Source organism: Slackia equolifaciens (genome assembly GCF_003725995.1).
Classification (GTDB): Bacteria; Actinomycetota; Coriobacteriia; order Coriobacteriales; family Eggerthellaceae; genus Slackia; species Slackia equolifaciens.
Genome location: NZ_QIBX01000009.1, coordinates 1 through 16,511 on the forward strand (window position 1 = coordinate 1; position 16,511 = coordinate 16,511).

General features: G+C 60.4%; 13 protein-coding genes. 4 read left to right on the plus strand and 9 right to left on the minus strand.

Translation table 11 applies throughout. The features are described from left to right. Positions 1–497: 497 nt before the first annotated feature. Positions 498–962 carry a universal stress protein gene (locus DMP06_RS06020; RefSeq protein ID WP_123208852.1) on the minus strand — a complete coding sequence of 155 codons (465 nt, stop codon included), beginning with the start codon at positions 960–962 and terminating at the stop codon, positions 498–500. A 549-nt stretch (positions 963–1,511) separates the two neighbouring features. On the opposite strand from DMP06_RS06020, the gene DMP06_RS06025 reads away from it, so the two are divergent. Continuing rightward, a complete protein-coding gene (locus DMP06_RS06025) occupies positions 1,512–2,300 on the plus strand; it encodes an enoyl-CoA hydratase/isomerase family protein (protein ID WP_161957843.1) in 789 nt (262 codons plus the stop codon). A gap of 29 nt (positions 2,301–2,329) precedes the next feature. On the opposite strand, the gene DMP06_RS06030 is transcribed toward DMP06_RS06025, so the two are convergent. The 5 genes from DMP06_RS06030 to DMP06_RS06050 form a co-directional block, all read right to left on the minus strand. After that, the gene (locus DMP06_RS06030) at positions 2,330–3,544 is read right to left on the minus strand and encodes a dicarboxylate/amino acid:cation symporter (protein ID WP_123208854.1); all 1,215 of its coding nucleotides are present in this window, start codon (positions 3,542–3,544) and stop codon (positions 2,330–2,332) included. Between the two features lie 413 nt (positions 3,545–3,957). Further along, entirely contained in the window at positions 3,958–4,602 is a 645-nt protein-coding gene (locus DMP06_RS06035; protein ID WP_123208855.1) for a TorD/DmsD family molecular chaperone, read from the minus strand. Between the two features lie 249 nt (positions 4,603–4,851). After that, entirely contained in the window at positions 4,852–6,054 is a 1,203-nt protein-coding gene (gene nrfD / locus DMP06_RS06040; protein WP_123208856.1) for an NrfD/PsrC family molybdoenzyme membrane anchor subunit, read from the minus strand. A 15-nt stretch (positions 6,055–6,069) separates the two neighbouring features. Continuing rightward, positions 6,070–6,690 carry a 4Fe-4S dicluster domain-containing protein gene (locus DMP06_RS06045; RefSeq protein WP_123208857.1) on the minus strand — a complete coding sequence of 207 codons (621 nt, stop codon included), beginning with the start codon at positions 6,688–6,690 and terminating at the stop codon, positions 6,070–6,072. 3 nt (positions 6,691–6,693) lie between these two features. Beyond that, a complete protein-coding gene (locus DMP06_RS06050; RefSeq protein WP_123208858.1) occupies positions 6,694–9,102 on the minus strand; it encodes a molybdopterin-dependent oxidoreductase in 2,409 nt (802 codons plus the stop codon). A 223-nt stretch (positions 9,103–9,325) separates the two neighbouring features. Here DMP06_RS06050 and DMP06_RS06055 point away from each other — a divergent pair, with 223 nt between their 5' ends. Continuing rightward, the gene (locus tag DMP06_RS06055) at positions 9,326–9,958 is read left to right on the plus strand and encodes a TetR/AcrR family transcriptional regulator (RefSeq protein ID WP_123208859.1); all 633 of its coding nucleotides are present in this window, start codon (positions 9,326–9,328) and stop codon (positions 9,956–9,958) included. A gap of 116 nt (positions 9,959–10,074) precedes the next feature. Here the strand turns inward: DMP06_RS06055 and DMP06_RS11410 are convergent, their stop codons facing one another. The 3 genes from DMP06_RS11410 to DMP06_RS06070 form a co-directional block, all read right to left on the minus strand. Further along, positions 10,075–11,382 (minus strand): C39 family peptidase, encoded by a 1,308-nt coding sequence (locus tag DMP06_RS11410; RefSeq protein ID WP_123208860.1) that lies wholly within the window; start codon positions 11,380–11,382, stop codon positions 10,075–10,077. A 29-nt stretch (positions 11,383–11,411) separates the two neighbouring features. Further along, entirely contained in the window at positions 11,412–12,203 is a 792-nt protein-coding gene (gene proC / locus DMP06_RS06065; RefSeq protein WP_181443024.1) for a pyrroline-5-carboxylate reductase, read from the minus strand. A gap of 337 nt (positions 12,204–12,540) precedes the next feature. Next, complete coding sequence (locus DMP06_RS06070; RefSeq protein ID WP_123208861.1) at positions 12,541–13,482, minus strand: manganese-dependent inorganic pyrophosphatase; 942 nt, start codon at positions 13,480–13,482, stop codon at positions 12,541–12,543. 132 nt (positions 13,483–13,614) lie between these two features. Here DMP06_RS06070 and sdaAA point away from each other — a divergent pair, with 132 nt between their 5' ends. Together sdaAA and DMP06_RS06080 are read left to right on the plus strand one after the other, a co-directional pair. Beyond that, complete coding sequence (gene sdaAA, locus DMP06_RS06075; RefSeq protein WP_123208862.1) at positions 13,615–15,258, plus strand: L-serine ammonia-lyase, iron-sulfur-dependent, subunit alpha; 1,644 nt, start codon at positions 13,615–13,617, stop codon at positions 15,256–15,258. A 111-nt stretch (positions 15,259–15,369) separates the two neighbouring features. After that, entirely contained in the window at positions 15,370–16,452 is a 1,083-nt protein-coding gene (locus DMP06_RS06080) for a hypothetical protein (protein ID WP_123208863.1), read from the plus strand. Positions 16,453–16,511: the final 59 nt, after the last annotated feature.

Consider the following 16,511-nt stretch of genomic DNA (forward strand, 5'->3'; position numbering starts at 1 on the left):
GAGTGGATGCGCTGGTTCCGCGAGGGGCGCATATCCCAGAAGCTCGGGTGGCTCACCCCGGACGAGCGCCGCGCGGCGCTGGGCTATCCGGTGCTGTAGGATGTACAAGAAAACGTCCGCGGTCCCTGGACGTCAAATCGGATTACACACTTCGAAAAACTGCCGTCCAGAAAGTATTCGAGCAGATGCCAATCGCCCTCTTCGGAGAGAGAGGGGGGGGGCTGACCCATACCTGAAAGGCCCGCCGGAATGCACAAGGGGTCAGCCAAAGTGCACGAGCGATCAGTCGGAGTGTGCAATCCGCGGTTCCACGACATGCGCACGCGCTACGAGATGGCTGGGTCAACCGGAGCGCGCGAGCCGCAGGCTTTACAACATACGCACGCGCTACGAGGTTGCTGGGTCAACCGGAGCGCGCGAACCGCGGGCACAAAAAAGCGGCGCACTCGCATGCGCCGCTTCCATACCGTTCTCAAAAGAACCGCAAACGCCTCGCATTACTTTTCGATGAGCACGGGGCATTCGGCGTTGCGCAAGACTGCGTAGCTTACGCTGCCCAGCATGCCGGCGACGGCGTTAAGCCCACGACAGCCCATGACGATCAGGTCGATTTTGTGCTCCTCGGCGTAATCGAGAATCGCCTTGCTGGGCTTGCCTTGACCCATAGCGACCTCGACGTTATCCAGATTCATGATGTCGCCCAAATCCTTCATCAGCAGGCTGGTCTCGTACTTCACGTACTCCTCCTGCATATGGGCAAGCTCCTCGCGGGAAGAGCGGATGGAGCCAGACATGCGCTCGGCAATCATAAACTGGGACGATTCAAACTCGGGCATGGGAGCGGCGAAAAACACCGTCACCTTGGCGCCCTCGATCTCGTTGGCCATTGCGAGCGCCGTGGCCAGCGCGTGGTGAGCGGATTCGGAACGATCGTACGGAACCATGATGTTCTTGTACTTCATGGCGACCTCACTTTCCTCGTGCCATGATTTCCTCTTCTCATTGTAGCAGGGTTGCACGCGTTGCGCCGCCCGAATGCAAAGAGCGAGCGACAGGTCGGCCCTGAGCGTCGAGGCGCAGCTCGCCCGTCACATGCCCGTCGGCGCAATTTCCGACGGCACAGCCCGCTGGCACACGTGCTCGCTGCCGCATGGGCACCGCTGCCCTGCATCACATCGCTAAGCCACTGAGTTTCACCTGTTTGCCGATGCATAGGCTCCGCACCTGGAACGGAGCCCGCAAGCACCTTATCCATGTGAAGTTGCAAAAATCGGCGCCACCGTACAAAAACCACAAGGTCGCTTGCCGTTGCGCCGCGCACCTTTAATTGAATGCGAAACGCTCAGCAGCCGCAAAAATCGGGATGACGCAGCGCTGGCACCGTTTACAATGTAAACAGTGTAAACATGCCCGCGACCTTGTCCTTTTGACACGCGACGCGCCTCTCGTTTCTCAGACCGTCCGCCGTGCCCCAAGGCAAGCCGCTGGCAGATGGACAGATGGGAGAAACCATGGCGTACGAAACCATCATCACCGAAACGCGGGGGAATGTGCTTCTGCTCACGCTGAACCGGCCCGAAGTACGCAATGCCCTCAACTCGAAGATGTGGGAAGAGCTGTGCGACGCAATCGACGATTTTGACCGCGACGACAGCCTCGCCGTAATGGTTATCACCAACACCGGAAAATGCTTCTGCTCGGGCACCGACCTCAAGGAGCTCGCGCGGGGCGAATACCATCCTCCTCGCGGACGCGAAGACTGGGGCTTTGCGGGCATGACGCGCCACTACGTGTCGAAGCCCGTCATAGCAGCCGTGAACGGCATCGCCGTAGGCGGCGGGGCCGAGATGGTGGTGGCCGCAGACCTTGCGCTCATCAGCGACGATGGCAAAATAGGATTCCCTGAGATCAAACATAGTCTGCTTGCCACCGGAGGAGGCGCGCTGCTTCGCATGGGACGTTCCATGTATACCAAGCGGGCAATGGAGCTGGTGCTCACCGGAGATGCAATAGACGCGCAAACCGCCCTTGAGTGGGGTCTCGTGAACCACGTGGTTCCCGCGGAAGAGCTGGTCGACCGCGCCATTGAACTGGCGGAGCGTATCGCCAAAAACGGCCCCATCGCCATTCGCATGACCAAGCTCGCCCTGTACGACTGCATGGACAAGAGCTTTCTTCCCGCCACCGACGGCTGGCGCATGATGGCAAACTTCGATGCAGAGATCAAGCGCACCGAAGACTCCCGGGAAGGCGAGCGGGCCTTCGCAGAAAAACGCGAACCCGTCTGGAAGAACCGATAGCGCCGCTCCGATAACGCTGTTTGCCCCGGCTATTCCTCGACCTTGGCCTCAAGCCCGCCGGACGAAAGCCCGCTTTCGTCCTCGATGCCGTGCTTGTTGGCATAGCCCGAAAGAGCCAGCGTAAGCGCTCCGTCGCCGGTGATGTTGCAGGCGGTGCCGAAGCTGTCCTGCAGCGCGAACACCGTGAGCACGAGCGCCGTGCCCGTGGCGTCGAAGCCCAGCACGCCGGTGATAAGCCCCAAAGACGCCATGACCGTACCGCCCGGAACGCCCGGCGCGCCGATGGCGAACACGCCCAGAAGCAGGCAGAAGAGCACCATGGTTCCCAGGTCGGGAATGTATCCATAGAGTACCTGCGAGACCGTCATCACGAAAAACACCTCGGTAAGCACCGAGCCGCACAGATGGATGTTCGCGAACAGCGGAATGCCGAAGCTCACCATGTCGGAGCGGAGCGGCTTGGCCTTGCGCGCGCACCTAAGCGCCACGGCAAGCGTGGCGGCCGAGGACATGGTGCCGATGGCGGTGAGGTACGCCGGCCCGTAGTGACGCAAAACCTGCAGCGGGTTCTTGCCGGAATACGCACCCGCCGCGCCGTAGAGCACCGCAAGCCAAATGTAGTGCCCCACGATCACGATGAGTACCACGGCGATGAACACCGGCAGCTGGCGCGTGATGGTGCCTTCGTAGGCCAACCCGCAAAACGTGGACGCAATGAACAGCGGCAGCAGCGGGATAACCACCTTGGATACGATAGCCAGCACGATGCGTTGGAACTCGTCGAGCAGCTTGGTCATGAGTTCGGCGCGCGTCCACACGGCTGCAAGACCCAGAAGAATCGACAGCACAAGCGCGCTCATTACGCTCATGACCTGCGGGATATCAAGCTGGAACACCACTTCAGGCAGCTCTTTGAGTCCGTCAACCGCGCTCGCGATAGAAAGGTTGGGGATAATTGCATAGCCCGCTGCCATAGAAAAGAATGCGGCGCCGATCGAAGACGCATACGCCAAAATCACCGCCACGCCCAAAATGCGCGACACGTTCGAGCCCAGCTTGGTGATGGAGGGCGCGATAAAACCGATGATGATAAGCGGAACGCAGAAGTTGATAAGCTGGCCGAGCACATATTTGATTGTGACCACCACGTTCATGAATGCCTCGTTGGCCACCAGGCCCACAAGGATGCCAAGGACAACCGACACCAGCAGGATGAACGGCAGACTGGTAAGAATCTTTTTCATGGATGAGCACCTCTAGCATTTCAACCGAGCACGCATCAGGGCGGCGTCATGGATGGCAGGAGAACAGCCCGAATGCGGTCGAACGCACTGTTCGAATTTGCGAAAAGTGGAGGTACTTTACCACAGGTTGCACGGGCGACCGATTATGCGTCGAGAATCGACACGAACCGTCCCGGCGCTGGCGCAATGAGGCGCCTGACCGCACCCGAATCGTGGAATCCCGAATAACCACAAGGACGCCCAACGTCATGCAGGCCGCCCCATGCGCTGCGCTCACTGCGCAGCGAGCGCAGCCGAAACGAAACGGAATTGAAACCAAGTCAACCACGCGAATGGTACCTGCAGCAAGGTCGACCGCTGCGTAAGCAACGACTCGTCAGGCAGCAGCACCCTGCGATTCCGTGCGAAGTAGTCTATGCCACAACGCTCGACCCCTCCTGGCCAAACATGCGCAGCATTGCTGCGGCAAGCTTTGTCAGCGCAGCGAAATACCCCTTGGGATACATCTCCTGGATTCTCTCGCTCAGAGCATCGCACCAAAAAAGCGGATGCGTCTCGGCGAAACGACGCGCATCGTCAGCGAGAAAAGCACCTTCGCCAACGCGACGCAACATCTCCGACAGGCAAAGGAGCTCGATGCCCATATGGTCGGCATATTGATTGTTCTCGTTGCGCACTTCGAGCCCAAGATCTGCAAGCACGTGCCGCATCGCCACCGTCGCCTCTCCAAAGCCGACGAACCCATCGGATTTTCCTGTCGCGCGATACGCCGTCTCCCACGGAGGCGCCGCGGGGCGCGGCGGACCCACGAACAAGCGCGTGAATTCGACCGAGACGCGCTCAATCATGTTCTCCCCCGCTTCCGTTCGACGTTTCGCATCGCGTGCAAACGTCAGGCACTCGCCCACCGCAGCACGCACCCGCCCGTCTCCGAAATCGGGAAATTCTTCCCAAAACTCTGGGATAAGCCCCGCGTCGGCGGTTTGAGACATGGGTTTGAGCAGGGAATTTCCCAGAAATGCGAATACCTGCGATGCCGCAGCATAGTCGAGAGACATACCATAGTCCTCCTTGAAAAGAAGGCCCGCCGGAACCCACCGACGGGCCAATAGCCACTTGCGAAGCCTGAGCCGTTTTCGGGACGTGCGCCATGCGCAGGCCGCTTGCAGGATGCACGCTATGCATAAGCCGCGCACGAGATCCAGGTCGTTCGCGCGAGGCACGAGTCACTCACGAAGCCCGACCATTCGCGAACTGCGCCGTCGCAGGCATGGCCGCTCGCAACTCGGTCAAAGTCCGTCATGGCGCTACGCCGCATCAGCCCCTTCGCGCGACGGCTCGGCGGCCTTTGCCGCACCCTTGGGCAGAAGCTTTGAGCACATCACCATAAAGGCGAGCACTCCCAACGCGAACACGGCAATTACAATGACGATCTCGGGCCAGGTGGGTGCATATGTTCCCGCAAGCGTCCAAATGTTGGCTCCCGCCTGCTGCGCCGCCTGAGTACCCAACGTGATGCCGTTAGCGCCTTGGATGTTCGGCGTGATGAACGAAGTCAGAAGCAGCCAGCAGCGCTTGCAGAACACGCCCAACACTACGAGCGCACCAGCGAAAAGTACCAGACCCGTGCGCTGGCGATTGCGCGCAAACACCAAGATGCAGAACGGAACAAGCAGGCCGCACACGATTTCGAACCAGAAGAACGGCGCAGTGGGGCCGCTCGTCATAAGCGCAAGCGTCTCGGCTCCGGCGGCACCGGGATACGCCATGGTCAGAACCTCGCAGCCGATAAAGTACGCATCCACCGCGATGCAGGTGGCGAGCAGACCGGCAAGGCTGCTGAATAGCTTCTGATCAACCTCAAATACACCCGCCTTGCGCAACGCCGCAAGAGCAATCAGCAGCATCGCCAGGCCCGAATCCATGGCGGAAGCCACGAAGATGGGCGCCATGATGGCGGAATACCAGCCCTCTTTGGCAATCTGCAGACCGAAAATCCATGCAGTCACGCTGTGCACCAAGATGGCTATAGGCAACGCAAAGCGGCTCACGATGGCCACCTTATCGGCGGCACCGGGCTTTTTGGAGGTCATGAAGTACAGATACACGATGTTGATAATCAGGTAGCACGAAATAATGCAGATATCCCAGAACAAAGGCGAGGTGGGATTGGGGCCCGTAATAATGCGCCACACACGCTGAATGCCGCCCAGGTCGATAAGGACGAACATGCCCGCCATGCAGATGCACACCGTGGAGACGATGACCGCAGGAAGTGCCACCTTCTTATACTGCGCCACATGGAACACGCTCGCCGAGGAAGCTACAATCAAGCCGCCGGCGGAAAGGCCCACCATGAACATGAAGCAGATGATATAGAGGCCCCACGAGTTAGAGTTGTTCATTCCCGTGACGCCCAAGCCGCCCATAAGCTGGTAAACCCACGTTGCAATGCCTATGAGCGTGATCGCACCCAGCACGCCGTAGACTATTTTCGTTTTCGTTGCCATGCGAATCCCCTCCCCTTACGATTCAAAGTAATGGACCTGCGGGCGAGTGCCCTTGTCTTCGAGGAGCACATAGCCACCGTGCTCGCGAATGGCAACCGACGCCTCAGAGTTCGGATCGTCCAAGTCGCCGAAGATGCGCGCATCGGTCGGGCAGCACTGCACGCAGCGCGGTTCCTCCCCTGCGTCGGTACGCTCCTTGCACAGCGTGCATTTCTCCATCACGCCCTTGGCGCGTACGGGAACACGGGCATCGCCGTAGTCGAAACCGGTCGAACGAACCGGCTCGTTCCAGTTGAACACGCGAGCGTTATAGGGGCAGGCAGCCATGCACATGCGGCAGCCGATGCACTTGTCGTAGTCGATCTCGATGCGGCCCTTGTCGTCCTTATAGGTCGCACCGGTGGGGCACACGCGCTGGCAGGCGGCATTCTCACAGTGCTGGCACGCAAGCGGCAGATAGGTACGCGTAAGATTGGGGTATGTGCCCTCCGCGCCGTCATAGATGTCGCAGTTCTCGGTAAGCACACGGTTCCACAGCATGCCGTCGGGCACGTTGTTTTGCATCTTGCAGGCGAGCACGCAGGTGTTGCAGCCGATGCAGCGATGCAGGTCGATTGCGATGGCGAGTTTCGTCATTGCCTATTCACCGGCTTTCTTGATCTCGATGAGAGTATCGTTGAACGGAATCATGGGACCATAGGGCAAGGCGTAGCCGCGCTCGTTGAGCTGGTCGTTCGACACGCTCTGCATCATGGTGCCATCGAGCAGGCTCGCATAGGTGCTTTCCGCCATGTAGGCGCTGCCGGGCTGGATTGCCTCGTTCAGACGCAGCTTGGTAGTGAAGGAGCCGCGGTCGTTAAACGCCTCCACCTGATCGCCATCCGCAAGGCCGCGCGATGACGCATCGACGGGGTTGAGCTCGATATGCGGCTCGAACAGCTGCTGAATCCACGCCGCGCCCGAATAGGTCGAATGAACGCGGAAGCGAGAGCGGCTCTGGGTGAATGCCAGCGGGTACTTTTCGCGCAAAGGATTGCTCGCGTAAATCTCGTTTGGCTCCTCCCACTTCGGAAATGCTTGCCCCCATTCGATCAGGTTCTCGTAATACGGCTCCTGGCGCCCAGACGGCGTAGCGAGCTCGTATCCCACTTCAGGTCCCAGCGGGTCCTCGGTCCCCACCAGTTTGACAGCGCCGTCTTCCTCGAACAGTTTCTCCAGCGTAATGCCCGCCATTTGGGGGTCTTCCGAGGTCAGCAACGCGCGGGCGAACTCCTCGCCGTTCTCGGGGTAGGCGTCGGCGATGCCCATGGCCTCTGCAATACCCTTCTCGATGTAGAAGTCGGATTTGGACTCGAACAGCGGGTCGAGCACCTTCTGGTTCTGCAAGATATAGCCGTTGGCGTTTTTCACGCCGCCCACTTCATCTTGGCATTCAAACTTGGAGCACACGGGCAAAAGCAGGTCGACGTAATCGCAAACGGAACTTTGATAGATGTCGGCTACGCACACGAAATCAAGGGATTCGAGCCATTCGCGCGTCTTTGTCCAGTTGGCGGCCTTCTGCGTAGGGATATCGCCGAAGAACATGGCAGCATGCACGTTGTCAGATTTCTGAACCATGTCATAGAAACCCATTGGAGAGGGAGCTGCGCCCGCATTCTCCGGCAAGGGCCATGCGCCCATCATGGCGTTGTAAGGCGTAACGTGGTAGGCATAGATGCCGCACCCCGTGCCGCGCTTTCCGTAATTATCAGTGAGCGAGGCACACAGGGCGTACGCATGGCCTGCAACGTCGTTGTTTCCCACCTTGTCGATGCCGCCCACGCCGTTGCAGATGACCGAGGGGCCTTCGGCGTATTCCTCGGCGATGCGTGCAATGGTGCCCGCAGGCACACCGGTAACGCCTTCTGCCCAATCGAGGGTGTATTCCGCAAGATCCTCCTTGAGGCGCGTAAACTCGGTGACGCAGGTGCGGCCGTCTACCTCAAACGTTCCCTCGAGCGCGGCTTGGACGCCGTCGGTGTCGTACGGCATGGCACGTTCGGAGCTCTCGTCCCACACGAAAGGCGCCTTGACCTGCACAGGCTCACCAGTCGTAGCGTCCACGGAATCACGCATCTCGCCCAAGACCTCGCCCGTTTCTGCATCAATCAAAAACGGGAACGAAGTATGCGCACACAGATGCTCGGCGCTGTAAAGCCCGTTGTCTACGATGTGCTTGGCGAACGCAAGGAACATCGCCGGATCGGTGCCGGGCTTGAGGTTCACCCACTCGTCGGACTTGGATGCCGTTGCGCTGAAACGCGGATCGAAGCAAACAAACTTGGTGCCCGCCTTTTGCGCGTCGAAGAACGCGCGTGACCACATCATACCCGTCTCGAGCATGTTGCAGTTCACCAGCAGAACCGTCTTGGCCTGCGGCCACTCCCACAAGGTGTTCTTGGCGAACATGCCGTCCCAGCCAAACGCCTGGCCTTGACCGTTGCCCTGGCCCATGTCGTAGCCGTTCATGCCTCCCGCCTGAGCCCCCAGAAGCGATGCAAGAAGCGGGGTGAAGCGCTGCTGCGCCTCGGTGGAATACTGGATCCACAGCGAATCTTTACCGTAGGCATCCTGACATTTCTTGAATTCGTCGGCAATCGTCTGAAATGCCTCGTCCCAAGTGATAGCCTCGAATTCGCCGCTTCCGCGTTCGCCCACACGACGCAAGGGCGACTGGAGTCGCGCATCGCCATAGATATGCTGAATTTCAGAGATGCCCTTAAGGCACACGTTATGGAAGCGGTTTTCGTCATTGGGACGCGGCTCGATGATGCTCAGGCGTCCGTCGCGAACCGTGCACTTGAGCATGCAGTTGCACAGGCAGTGTTCGTTGTGGTAGGTGAATGCAGTGCGCTCACTTGCGGCACCTTCGTCCGCCTGCGCCGGGGCGAGCCACTCGCCCGTCGTCGCCATGGCGCCGATTCCGGCAAGGCCCGCAACTCCCGCGGCTCCCTTGAGAAACCCGCGGCGGCTGATGCCACGATGCCATCCGTTGGCTTGTGTCATTGTTCCCCCTTCGATTGTGTCGGATTGCGACGCATCTACACGTGCCCGGGCGCCGGAGATGCGTTAAACTCGCAGGTAGAGTGTATGGAGGAAGAATCAAAAGCACACTTGCCAGTATTTCAGAAGCGGGGCTTACGCCACACGTTTGAAAAACAGGTAATTAATTTGGACATATCCATGAGGCGGCAAGGCGGCAAAAGACGCGCCGCATGAGGAGGAATCCGTGGAAGACGCCAAGAGGAAGGATCTGCGCGTCGAGCGCACACAGCGTGCCATAAGACAGGCGTTTCATGAGATGGTGAACGAGGGTTCCACGCGCATCACGGTCAAAGAGCTCGCGGAACGTGCCGCCATCAACCGCAAGACCTTCTACTTGCATTACGAATCCATCGAGGCGCTGTTCTCGGAGGAACTCGAACGCATCTTGGATGACTTCTTCGCGAACTTTGAGACGACGCCCGAAACGCCCGAAGATATGTCTGGGCATGCGATTCGTTTTTTCCTGTATCTAACGCAACAGCCGCCGGCAATCGAGCGCCTGATTTGCACGCCGGCGTATTTTGATGATTTTGGCGATAAGCTCTATCGCCATCAAATGGACCGCTATGCCCGGGCGGGCGGCGACCCGTTTGAAGATCTGCCGTATGTATCCCACGGAAGATCTGGGCTTGTGCTGAGCTTCATCCGTTCTACAGCGCTGGGGTTTTATCGGCAATGGGTAAAGGACGGCAAGACGGTCGACCCCCAAGAGGCGGCGGAGCTGTTAGCCAACCTTACCTGCCACGGCATCAACTGGTTGTTAATAGATAAGCAGTTCAACCGCCTGACCGCACCCGAATCGCGGAATCCCGAATAACCACAAGGGTGTCCAACGTCATGCAGGCCGCCCCATGCGCTGCACTCGATACGCAGCTGCCCCCACATGTCGAGCATCATGCAGCTCGCTTCGAGCGCGCTCGAGGGCGCCGTGCCCTATGCCGCCTTGAAGGCGTAGAGGGCAATGGTTTGGTTGAGAATCGTATCGACATCCCACGCCTGGGCGCTGCGCACCGAAGAGTAGGGGTCGTTTATGGCCAACGTGCCGTCATCATTCACGCCGGTGATCACGAAGAAGTGACCGCCATCGGTGAAGTCGCCCGCACCCACGTTGCAAATGACCACATAGCCGCTCTGGAGATATGACGTAAGCACGTCGGCCCCGGCATCGGGATAGAACGGCTCGCACTGAAGCCCCAGGTCGGGCGCTTCATCGATGAGGAACGAGCCCACGGTGCCCTGGTAATCCACGGCGTACCCATCCTTGGTGGCGAGCTGTCCCATGTCATAAGGCGTCATATCGGTCTTGCCGGTGAGCCCCATGTACACCATGGAGAACGACGTAGGGCAGCAACCCGCCGAAGCAAACGACGAACCGCAGTAGGTGGTATAGCCCCAGCGCTCGTCCCACTGCATGAGCAGGGGAATCTCGCCCTTAGTAATCTCGCCGTCAAACGCCTCGCCCGCATCGGAAGGGAAATGATCCGCCATACCGGCCACAAAGTCTATGGCCTCGGGGTCGTCAGCCGCCAGCTCGAGCATCTTGACCTGCTCGGCCTCGCCCTCGTCGCCGAGCGCCTCGCCAATGGTATTGATGATGTGCGCCACCCGCTCGTCGGTTGACGCCATATCTGCCAGCTTATCTGCCATATCCTGCGAAAGGCTCGACGGGAGCCTGGAAAGATCGGCCTGCTCAACCTGAGGTTCGGCCTGCTCCTGCTCGGCCGAAGCCTCCTGCGTGGGCTCCGTCTGAACGGGGGTCGCCGTTTCGGGTCCCGAGCATGAGCGCTCAACCGCGCCGATGAGCACGAAAAGAAGCACCAGCACCACGACGCCGGCCCCGATGATGAAAGGCCGCGGCAGGCTGATGAAACCGCCCAGCAGCGAGGCCAAACGAGAGGAATGCGACGAAGACCGCGGGCGGCGAGAAGATCGATGACCGCGCGAATCGGCGCCCTCCCCTAAAAGATCGGCGTGGTCGACCGATGCGGGGAGATCGCCGTCGGAGGCATCGCGCGAGACGGCCCTTTGCCTGCCTGCGGGCGGTTCCGCCCGATGCGGGGCGCCATCAGGGCGCGCCTGCGAAAGCCCGTCCTCGCCTTGAGCGCCGGAGCGCGAGGCAAGACGGCGTTCAAGCCTCCTGCGAGCAGCGTCGCGCGGGTCGTCGGTCAGATCGCGCAGCGGGTCGTCGGGGTTGAGGCGCTCCCGTGCTTTTCTTTTTCTCTCGTCGCTTTCGTAGGTCATAGACGTATTCCGTCACGCTCCAGAACGGCCTAGAGGCTCTGCGCCTTGTCCACGGTAGCCATCAGCGCATCGATCACCGCGCCGCGCATGCCCATCTCCTCCAGCGTGCGCACGCCTTCGATGGTCGTGCCGCCCGGAGAGCACACGGCATCCTTGAGCGCGCCGGGATGCTGGCCCGATTCGAGCACCATCTTGCCCGAGCCCACCGCCGCCTGGGCGGCAAAGCGGTACGCCTGCGCGCGCGGCATGCCTTCGAGCACGGCGGCATCGGCCATGGCTTCGATGAACATATAGAAGAACGCGGGCGCGCAACCGGCAACGGCGCTGCCGGCGTCAATCAGCTTCTCGGGAATGAACTCGCTTTTGCCGAAGGAGTTGACGATGGCAAGCACGCGATCGACATCCTCCTGGGTGCAGGCGTCATTGGGCACCACGGAGGTCATGCCCTCTCCCACCGCGGCGGGCGTGTTGGGCATGAGACGCACCACCTTGGCTACGCCAGCGGTCTCGGAAAGCCACGCGAGCGTCTTAGCGGGCGCGATAGAAACCAGAATCACATCCTCGGGCAGCGCGGGTGCGATCTGCGGCACCACCTCATCGAACATGTAGGGCTTGACCGCGAGCACCACGATCTCTGCCGAGGCGGCCTGCGTGTTGTCCAGCGTGACATCGATGCCGAACTGTTCGTGCGCGGCATCGATGGTTGCCTGCGTATGAGCAGAGGCGATGATATCGCCCGGCTCGCACACGCCCGAAGTTACGATGCCCTTGATAATGGCGCGACCCATGTTGCCGCAGCCGATGAAGCCAATCTTATGCATGATGCGCCTCCTGCGCTTAGAAGTTTGCGATTTATCAAGGATACTACGCGAGGCTACCCGAAGGCTTTGCTTTGTTGAAAAACCATCGGAGTCGTTTAAAAGGGGGAAAGGAGAAGGGAAGAATCCCTTCTCCTTTCCCCCTTTGCATCCCCCTTTTCTCATCCCTCGCTCCAGGGCGCATGGGGCACCGGATGATTGGGGCTTCATTGCCCACCGGGCGGGCATTGCGTTGCTCGCCCGCGGTTTACGACAACGGTTGAACTTGAGGCACCTCCAAGTGCTTCGTGGGCTTTTGGTTTGCGCTTCGCGCAGCGGGCGGCGCTCCGCTCGCCCGCGTCTACTTCGCGGCGAGAATGGGTGCTGCCACCTGCTTCTTGCGGGAGAGGACGCCGGGCATCCAGACGGCCTTGCCCTCCACGTCGATGTCGAAGACGCGGTTCACCAGCTCACAGTCGCCCTCGCAGATGAAGTTGCTGCCCTCGGCGAGGATGTCGGTTGCCATGAGCAGCATGAATTTGTAGCCCTTGTCGGCGACAACGGCGCGCATGGCCTCGCGAATCTCCTGCTCGCGATCCATGACCGCCTGAAGGTCCACCGTCTCGAACGCCACGATGAACACCGTGGAGCCATCTGCCAGAGGGAACTCCTTGGCATCGGCGCCGATGATCTTTTCAACCGGCATCTCAGCGGGGTTGCTGCGGCACTTGAAGATGGACATGCCGTATTCCACCGGGTCAACGCCCACGATCTTGGCGGTGCGCTCGATGATTTCGCAGTCAAGCGGCGTGGTGGTGGGCGATTTCATGATCACGGTGTCGGTGAGCATGGCGCCCAGCAGCACGGCGGCGATGTTCTTGGGAAGCTCGACGCCCTGGATCTCGAACTCGCGCGCAACGATGGCCGCAGTGGAGCCGATGGGCATGTTGTTGAAGCGAATGGGATTTGCGGTGACCAGGCCGCCGATGCGATGATGGTCCACAATCTCCACGATTTCGGCGGCATCCAGGCCGTCGGCGGACTGCAGGGCCTCGTTGTGGTCGACCAGGATGACCTTATCGCCCTCGCCCACGTGGTCGATCAGACGGGGCGCCTCGATGCCGTTCTCGCCCAGAATCCACTCGGTCTCGGGCGGAAGCCCACCCAGGCGACACGCCTCATACGTCACGTTCTCGCCGCATTTGCGGGCAAGCTCGTTTTTCAGATAGGCATAGCCCACAGCGGCGGAAATTGCGTCGTTGTCGGGATTCTTGTGACCAAACACCAGAATCGGCGAAGTCATCGATGTTCCTCCTTGACTCGTGTCTCATTTTTGCGACGAATAAGTGTACCATGCACATCGGCATGATTGCCGACGCAAGCGGCGAGCATGCCAAACATGCACCCGAATGGACTGGACGGAAGGAATTCGCCCATGAAGTCTTTGAGCATCCGCGACATCATCGGCCCGGTGATGATCGGCCCCTCGAGCAGCCACACCGCCGGCGCCCTGCGCATCGCGCGCATGTGCCGTCGCCTGCTTTCCGCAGAGCCCGTGCGCGCCGTCTTCACGCTCTACGGCAGCTTCGCCCATACCTACCAAGGCCACGGCACCGACCGTGCGTTGGTGGCGGGCATGCTGGGTATGGAGCCCGACGACGAGCGTATTCGCGACTCGTTCGCACTGGCCGAGGAGGCGGGGCTCTCCTTTGCGTTTATCCCCTGCGACGACGACTCCGACATCGGCCACCCCAACACGGTGGACATCGAGGTGGTAGACGCTTCCGGCGGCGTCACATCCATGCGCGGCGAGAGCATCGGCGGAGGCGCGGCCGTAATCAGCCGCCTCAACGGCATCGACGTGAGCCTGACCGGCGAATACCACAGCATCGTGGTTAAGCAATACGACCGCCGCGGCGTGCTGGCACACATCGCCACATGCCTGAATGTGTTCGACGTGAATATCGCCACCACGCGCCTGTTCCGCAAAAAGAAGGGCGATATCGCCTACACCATCATGCAGACCGACGACAAGATTCCTGCCGAGCTTGCCGCCGCGGTGGCGCGCCACGCCGACATCCTTGACGTACGCGTGGTGGAGAGCGACCGCGCAAGCGAGACCGGAGCGCCCGTTGCCGCCGAATGCGCCGAGGCACAGGGCTTCGGCGCGGGCATGAGCGTGGCCGAGGCCGAGGAGATGCTGGAATCGCTCGACTTCGCGAACGGCGCTGAGCTCTTGGCATACTGCGAGGCCGAAGATCTGCCCATTTCAGACGCCATCTGCCGACGCGAGCGCTGTCTGCTTGCCGCGCAGGGCATCGCCGTGGACGACACCAAGCATTATCTCCATCGCGTGCTGGACGTGATGCGCACTTCGGCTACGCGTCCTCTCGATGCGCCGCAGCCTTCCATGGGCGGGCTCATCGGCGGCGAGGCCCAGAAGCTAGCCGCCATAGAGAAAACGGGGCTCGCGAACCCGCTTTTGGCACGTGCGACCACGTATGCGATGGCGGTGCTGGAGACGAATGCCTCCATGGGCTGCATCGTGGCGGCGCCCACCGCGGGATCGTCGGGCGTGCTGCCCGCCATGCTGCTCGCATGCCAGGACGTGCACGGCTTTGACGACGACCGATTGGAGCGCGCGCTGGCGAACGCCGCCGCAATTGGCTATCTGATCACCCGCAACGCAACGGTATCCGGCGCCGAGGGCGGCTGCCAGGCCGAGGTGGGCGCCGCGAGCGCCATGGCCGCGAGCGCCGCATGCGAGCTCATGGGCGGCACGCCGCGCCAGTGCTTCGCCGCCGCATCGAACGCACTCACCGGCCTCATGGGCCTGGTGTGCGACCCCATCGCGGGCTTGGTGGAGGCGCCGTGCCAGAAGCGCAACGCGACCGGTGTGGCCAACGCCATCGTGGCTGCGCAGATCGCACTCGCCGGCATCGACAACCTGGTGGATTTCGACCAGACGGTGGAGGCAATGCGCCGCGTGGGCTGCGCGCTCCCCTTCGAGCTGCGCGAAAGCGCCCTGGGCGGCCTGGCCGCAACACCTGCCGCCTGCGCCTTCTGCGGAAAGTGCTAATGGGCTCGCGCAGCATCGAAGACAACATGATTTCAGTCGGACCGCCCGCAACCAGGCGGTCCGATGCATTTCGCGTATACTGTACGCAAAAGCTGGTAAGGAGGTGTGGCGATGGCGGAAGCGTTTCGATATCTCAAATGGCACGATGACGTGATTGGCGTTGTAATCGATGACTGGTCGGTCACCTTCACCGAGCCTCGCTACAACTCTACCGTTTCGCTGTATACGCACGGCGCCTCTTCATGGACACCCGCCCAATTCGCCGAATTCCTTGCCGAGCGTATTCCTAGCCCTTCGCGGCGCGACATCGAACGCATCCTATTCAGGTGCGGGCTTTCCGAATATGACATCTTCAAGATTGCCGATGCCACCCATGCCGTGAACGCCAAAGACGAGTTGTGGTTGGCCCATGCGAAATCCGACCGTTTTGAAGATGCGCTCACCGATGTATTCGAGTCAATATTTCTCCAGCGCATTGATGCCCAAGGCGACAGTGTGAATACGCCAGAGGGATTCAACGTGAAACGCTACGGAGCCTTCGACGGTAAGTACGGGATTGTGAAGCGACGCATCAGCCCCCTGACCACCGATGTCGAATCGGAAATCGCCGCCTTTCTATTGGCGCAGGAAATGGGCGTCCCCTGCTGCCCCGCGCGTCGCTTCGATGACGATTCGGTATTCTCGGAATTCATGTACGACGTCACAAACGAATATGTGGTTCATATGCGCCGCCTGTTTGATGGGCAGCGTGGCGAGAACGAGCTAGACAATTTGCTCGCCGTTCGCCCGCAGTACGCCGACGATTTCTACCGCATGATTGCATTCGATTTTGTCACGCGACAGGACGACCGGCATCTGTCAAACATCGCCGTAAAGGTGACCGGCAATGGCGAGTCGTTTTATCCGCTCTATGACAATGGACGCTCGCTCTTTTACGAAGACACCGAACGCATGGTAGCGGATGCCGTAGCAGAGCCTGCCGCCTTCGCCACGACATTTGGTCCTACGGGAACCTATTGGGACCACGCACGTGATATTGCCGCACGAGGAGTTCGCTTCGGCGAGCTGGTCAACCTCGAGATTGCGCCACAGCGCATCCGAAACATCCTCGAAAAAGCCGGATTCACAGGCTATCGCCTCGTTGGCGCACAATCATGGATCGAGCAAACGCTGGAAATGTTAAGGCGTTTATAGGCGAAACGACCCAGAGCCAACCAATCTCAACGCAGAAAGACCCGACTCACGTCGGGCCT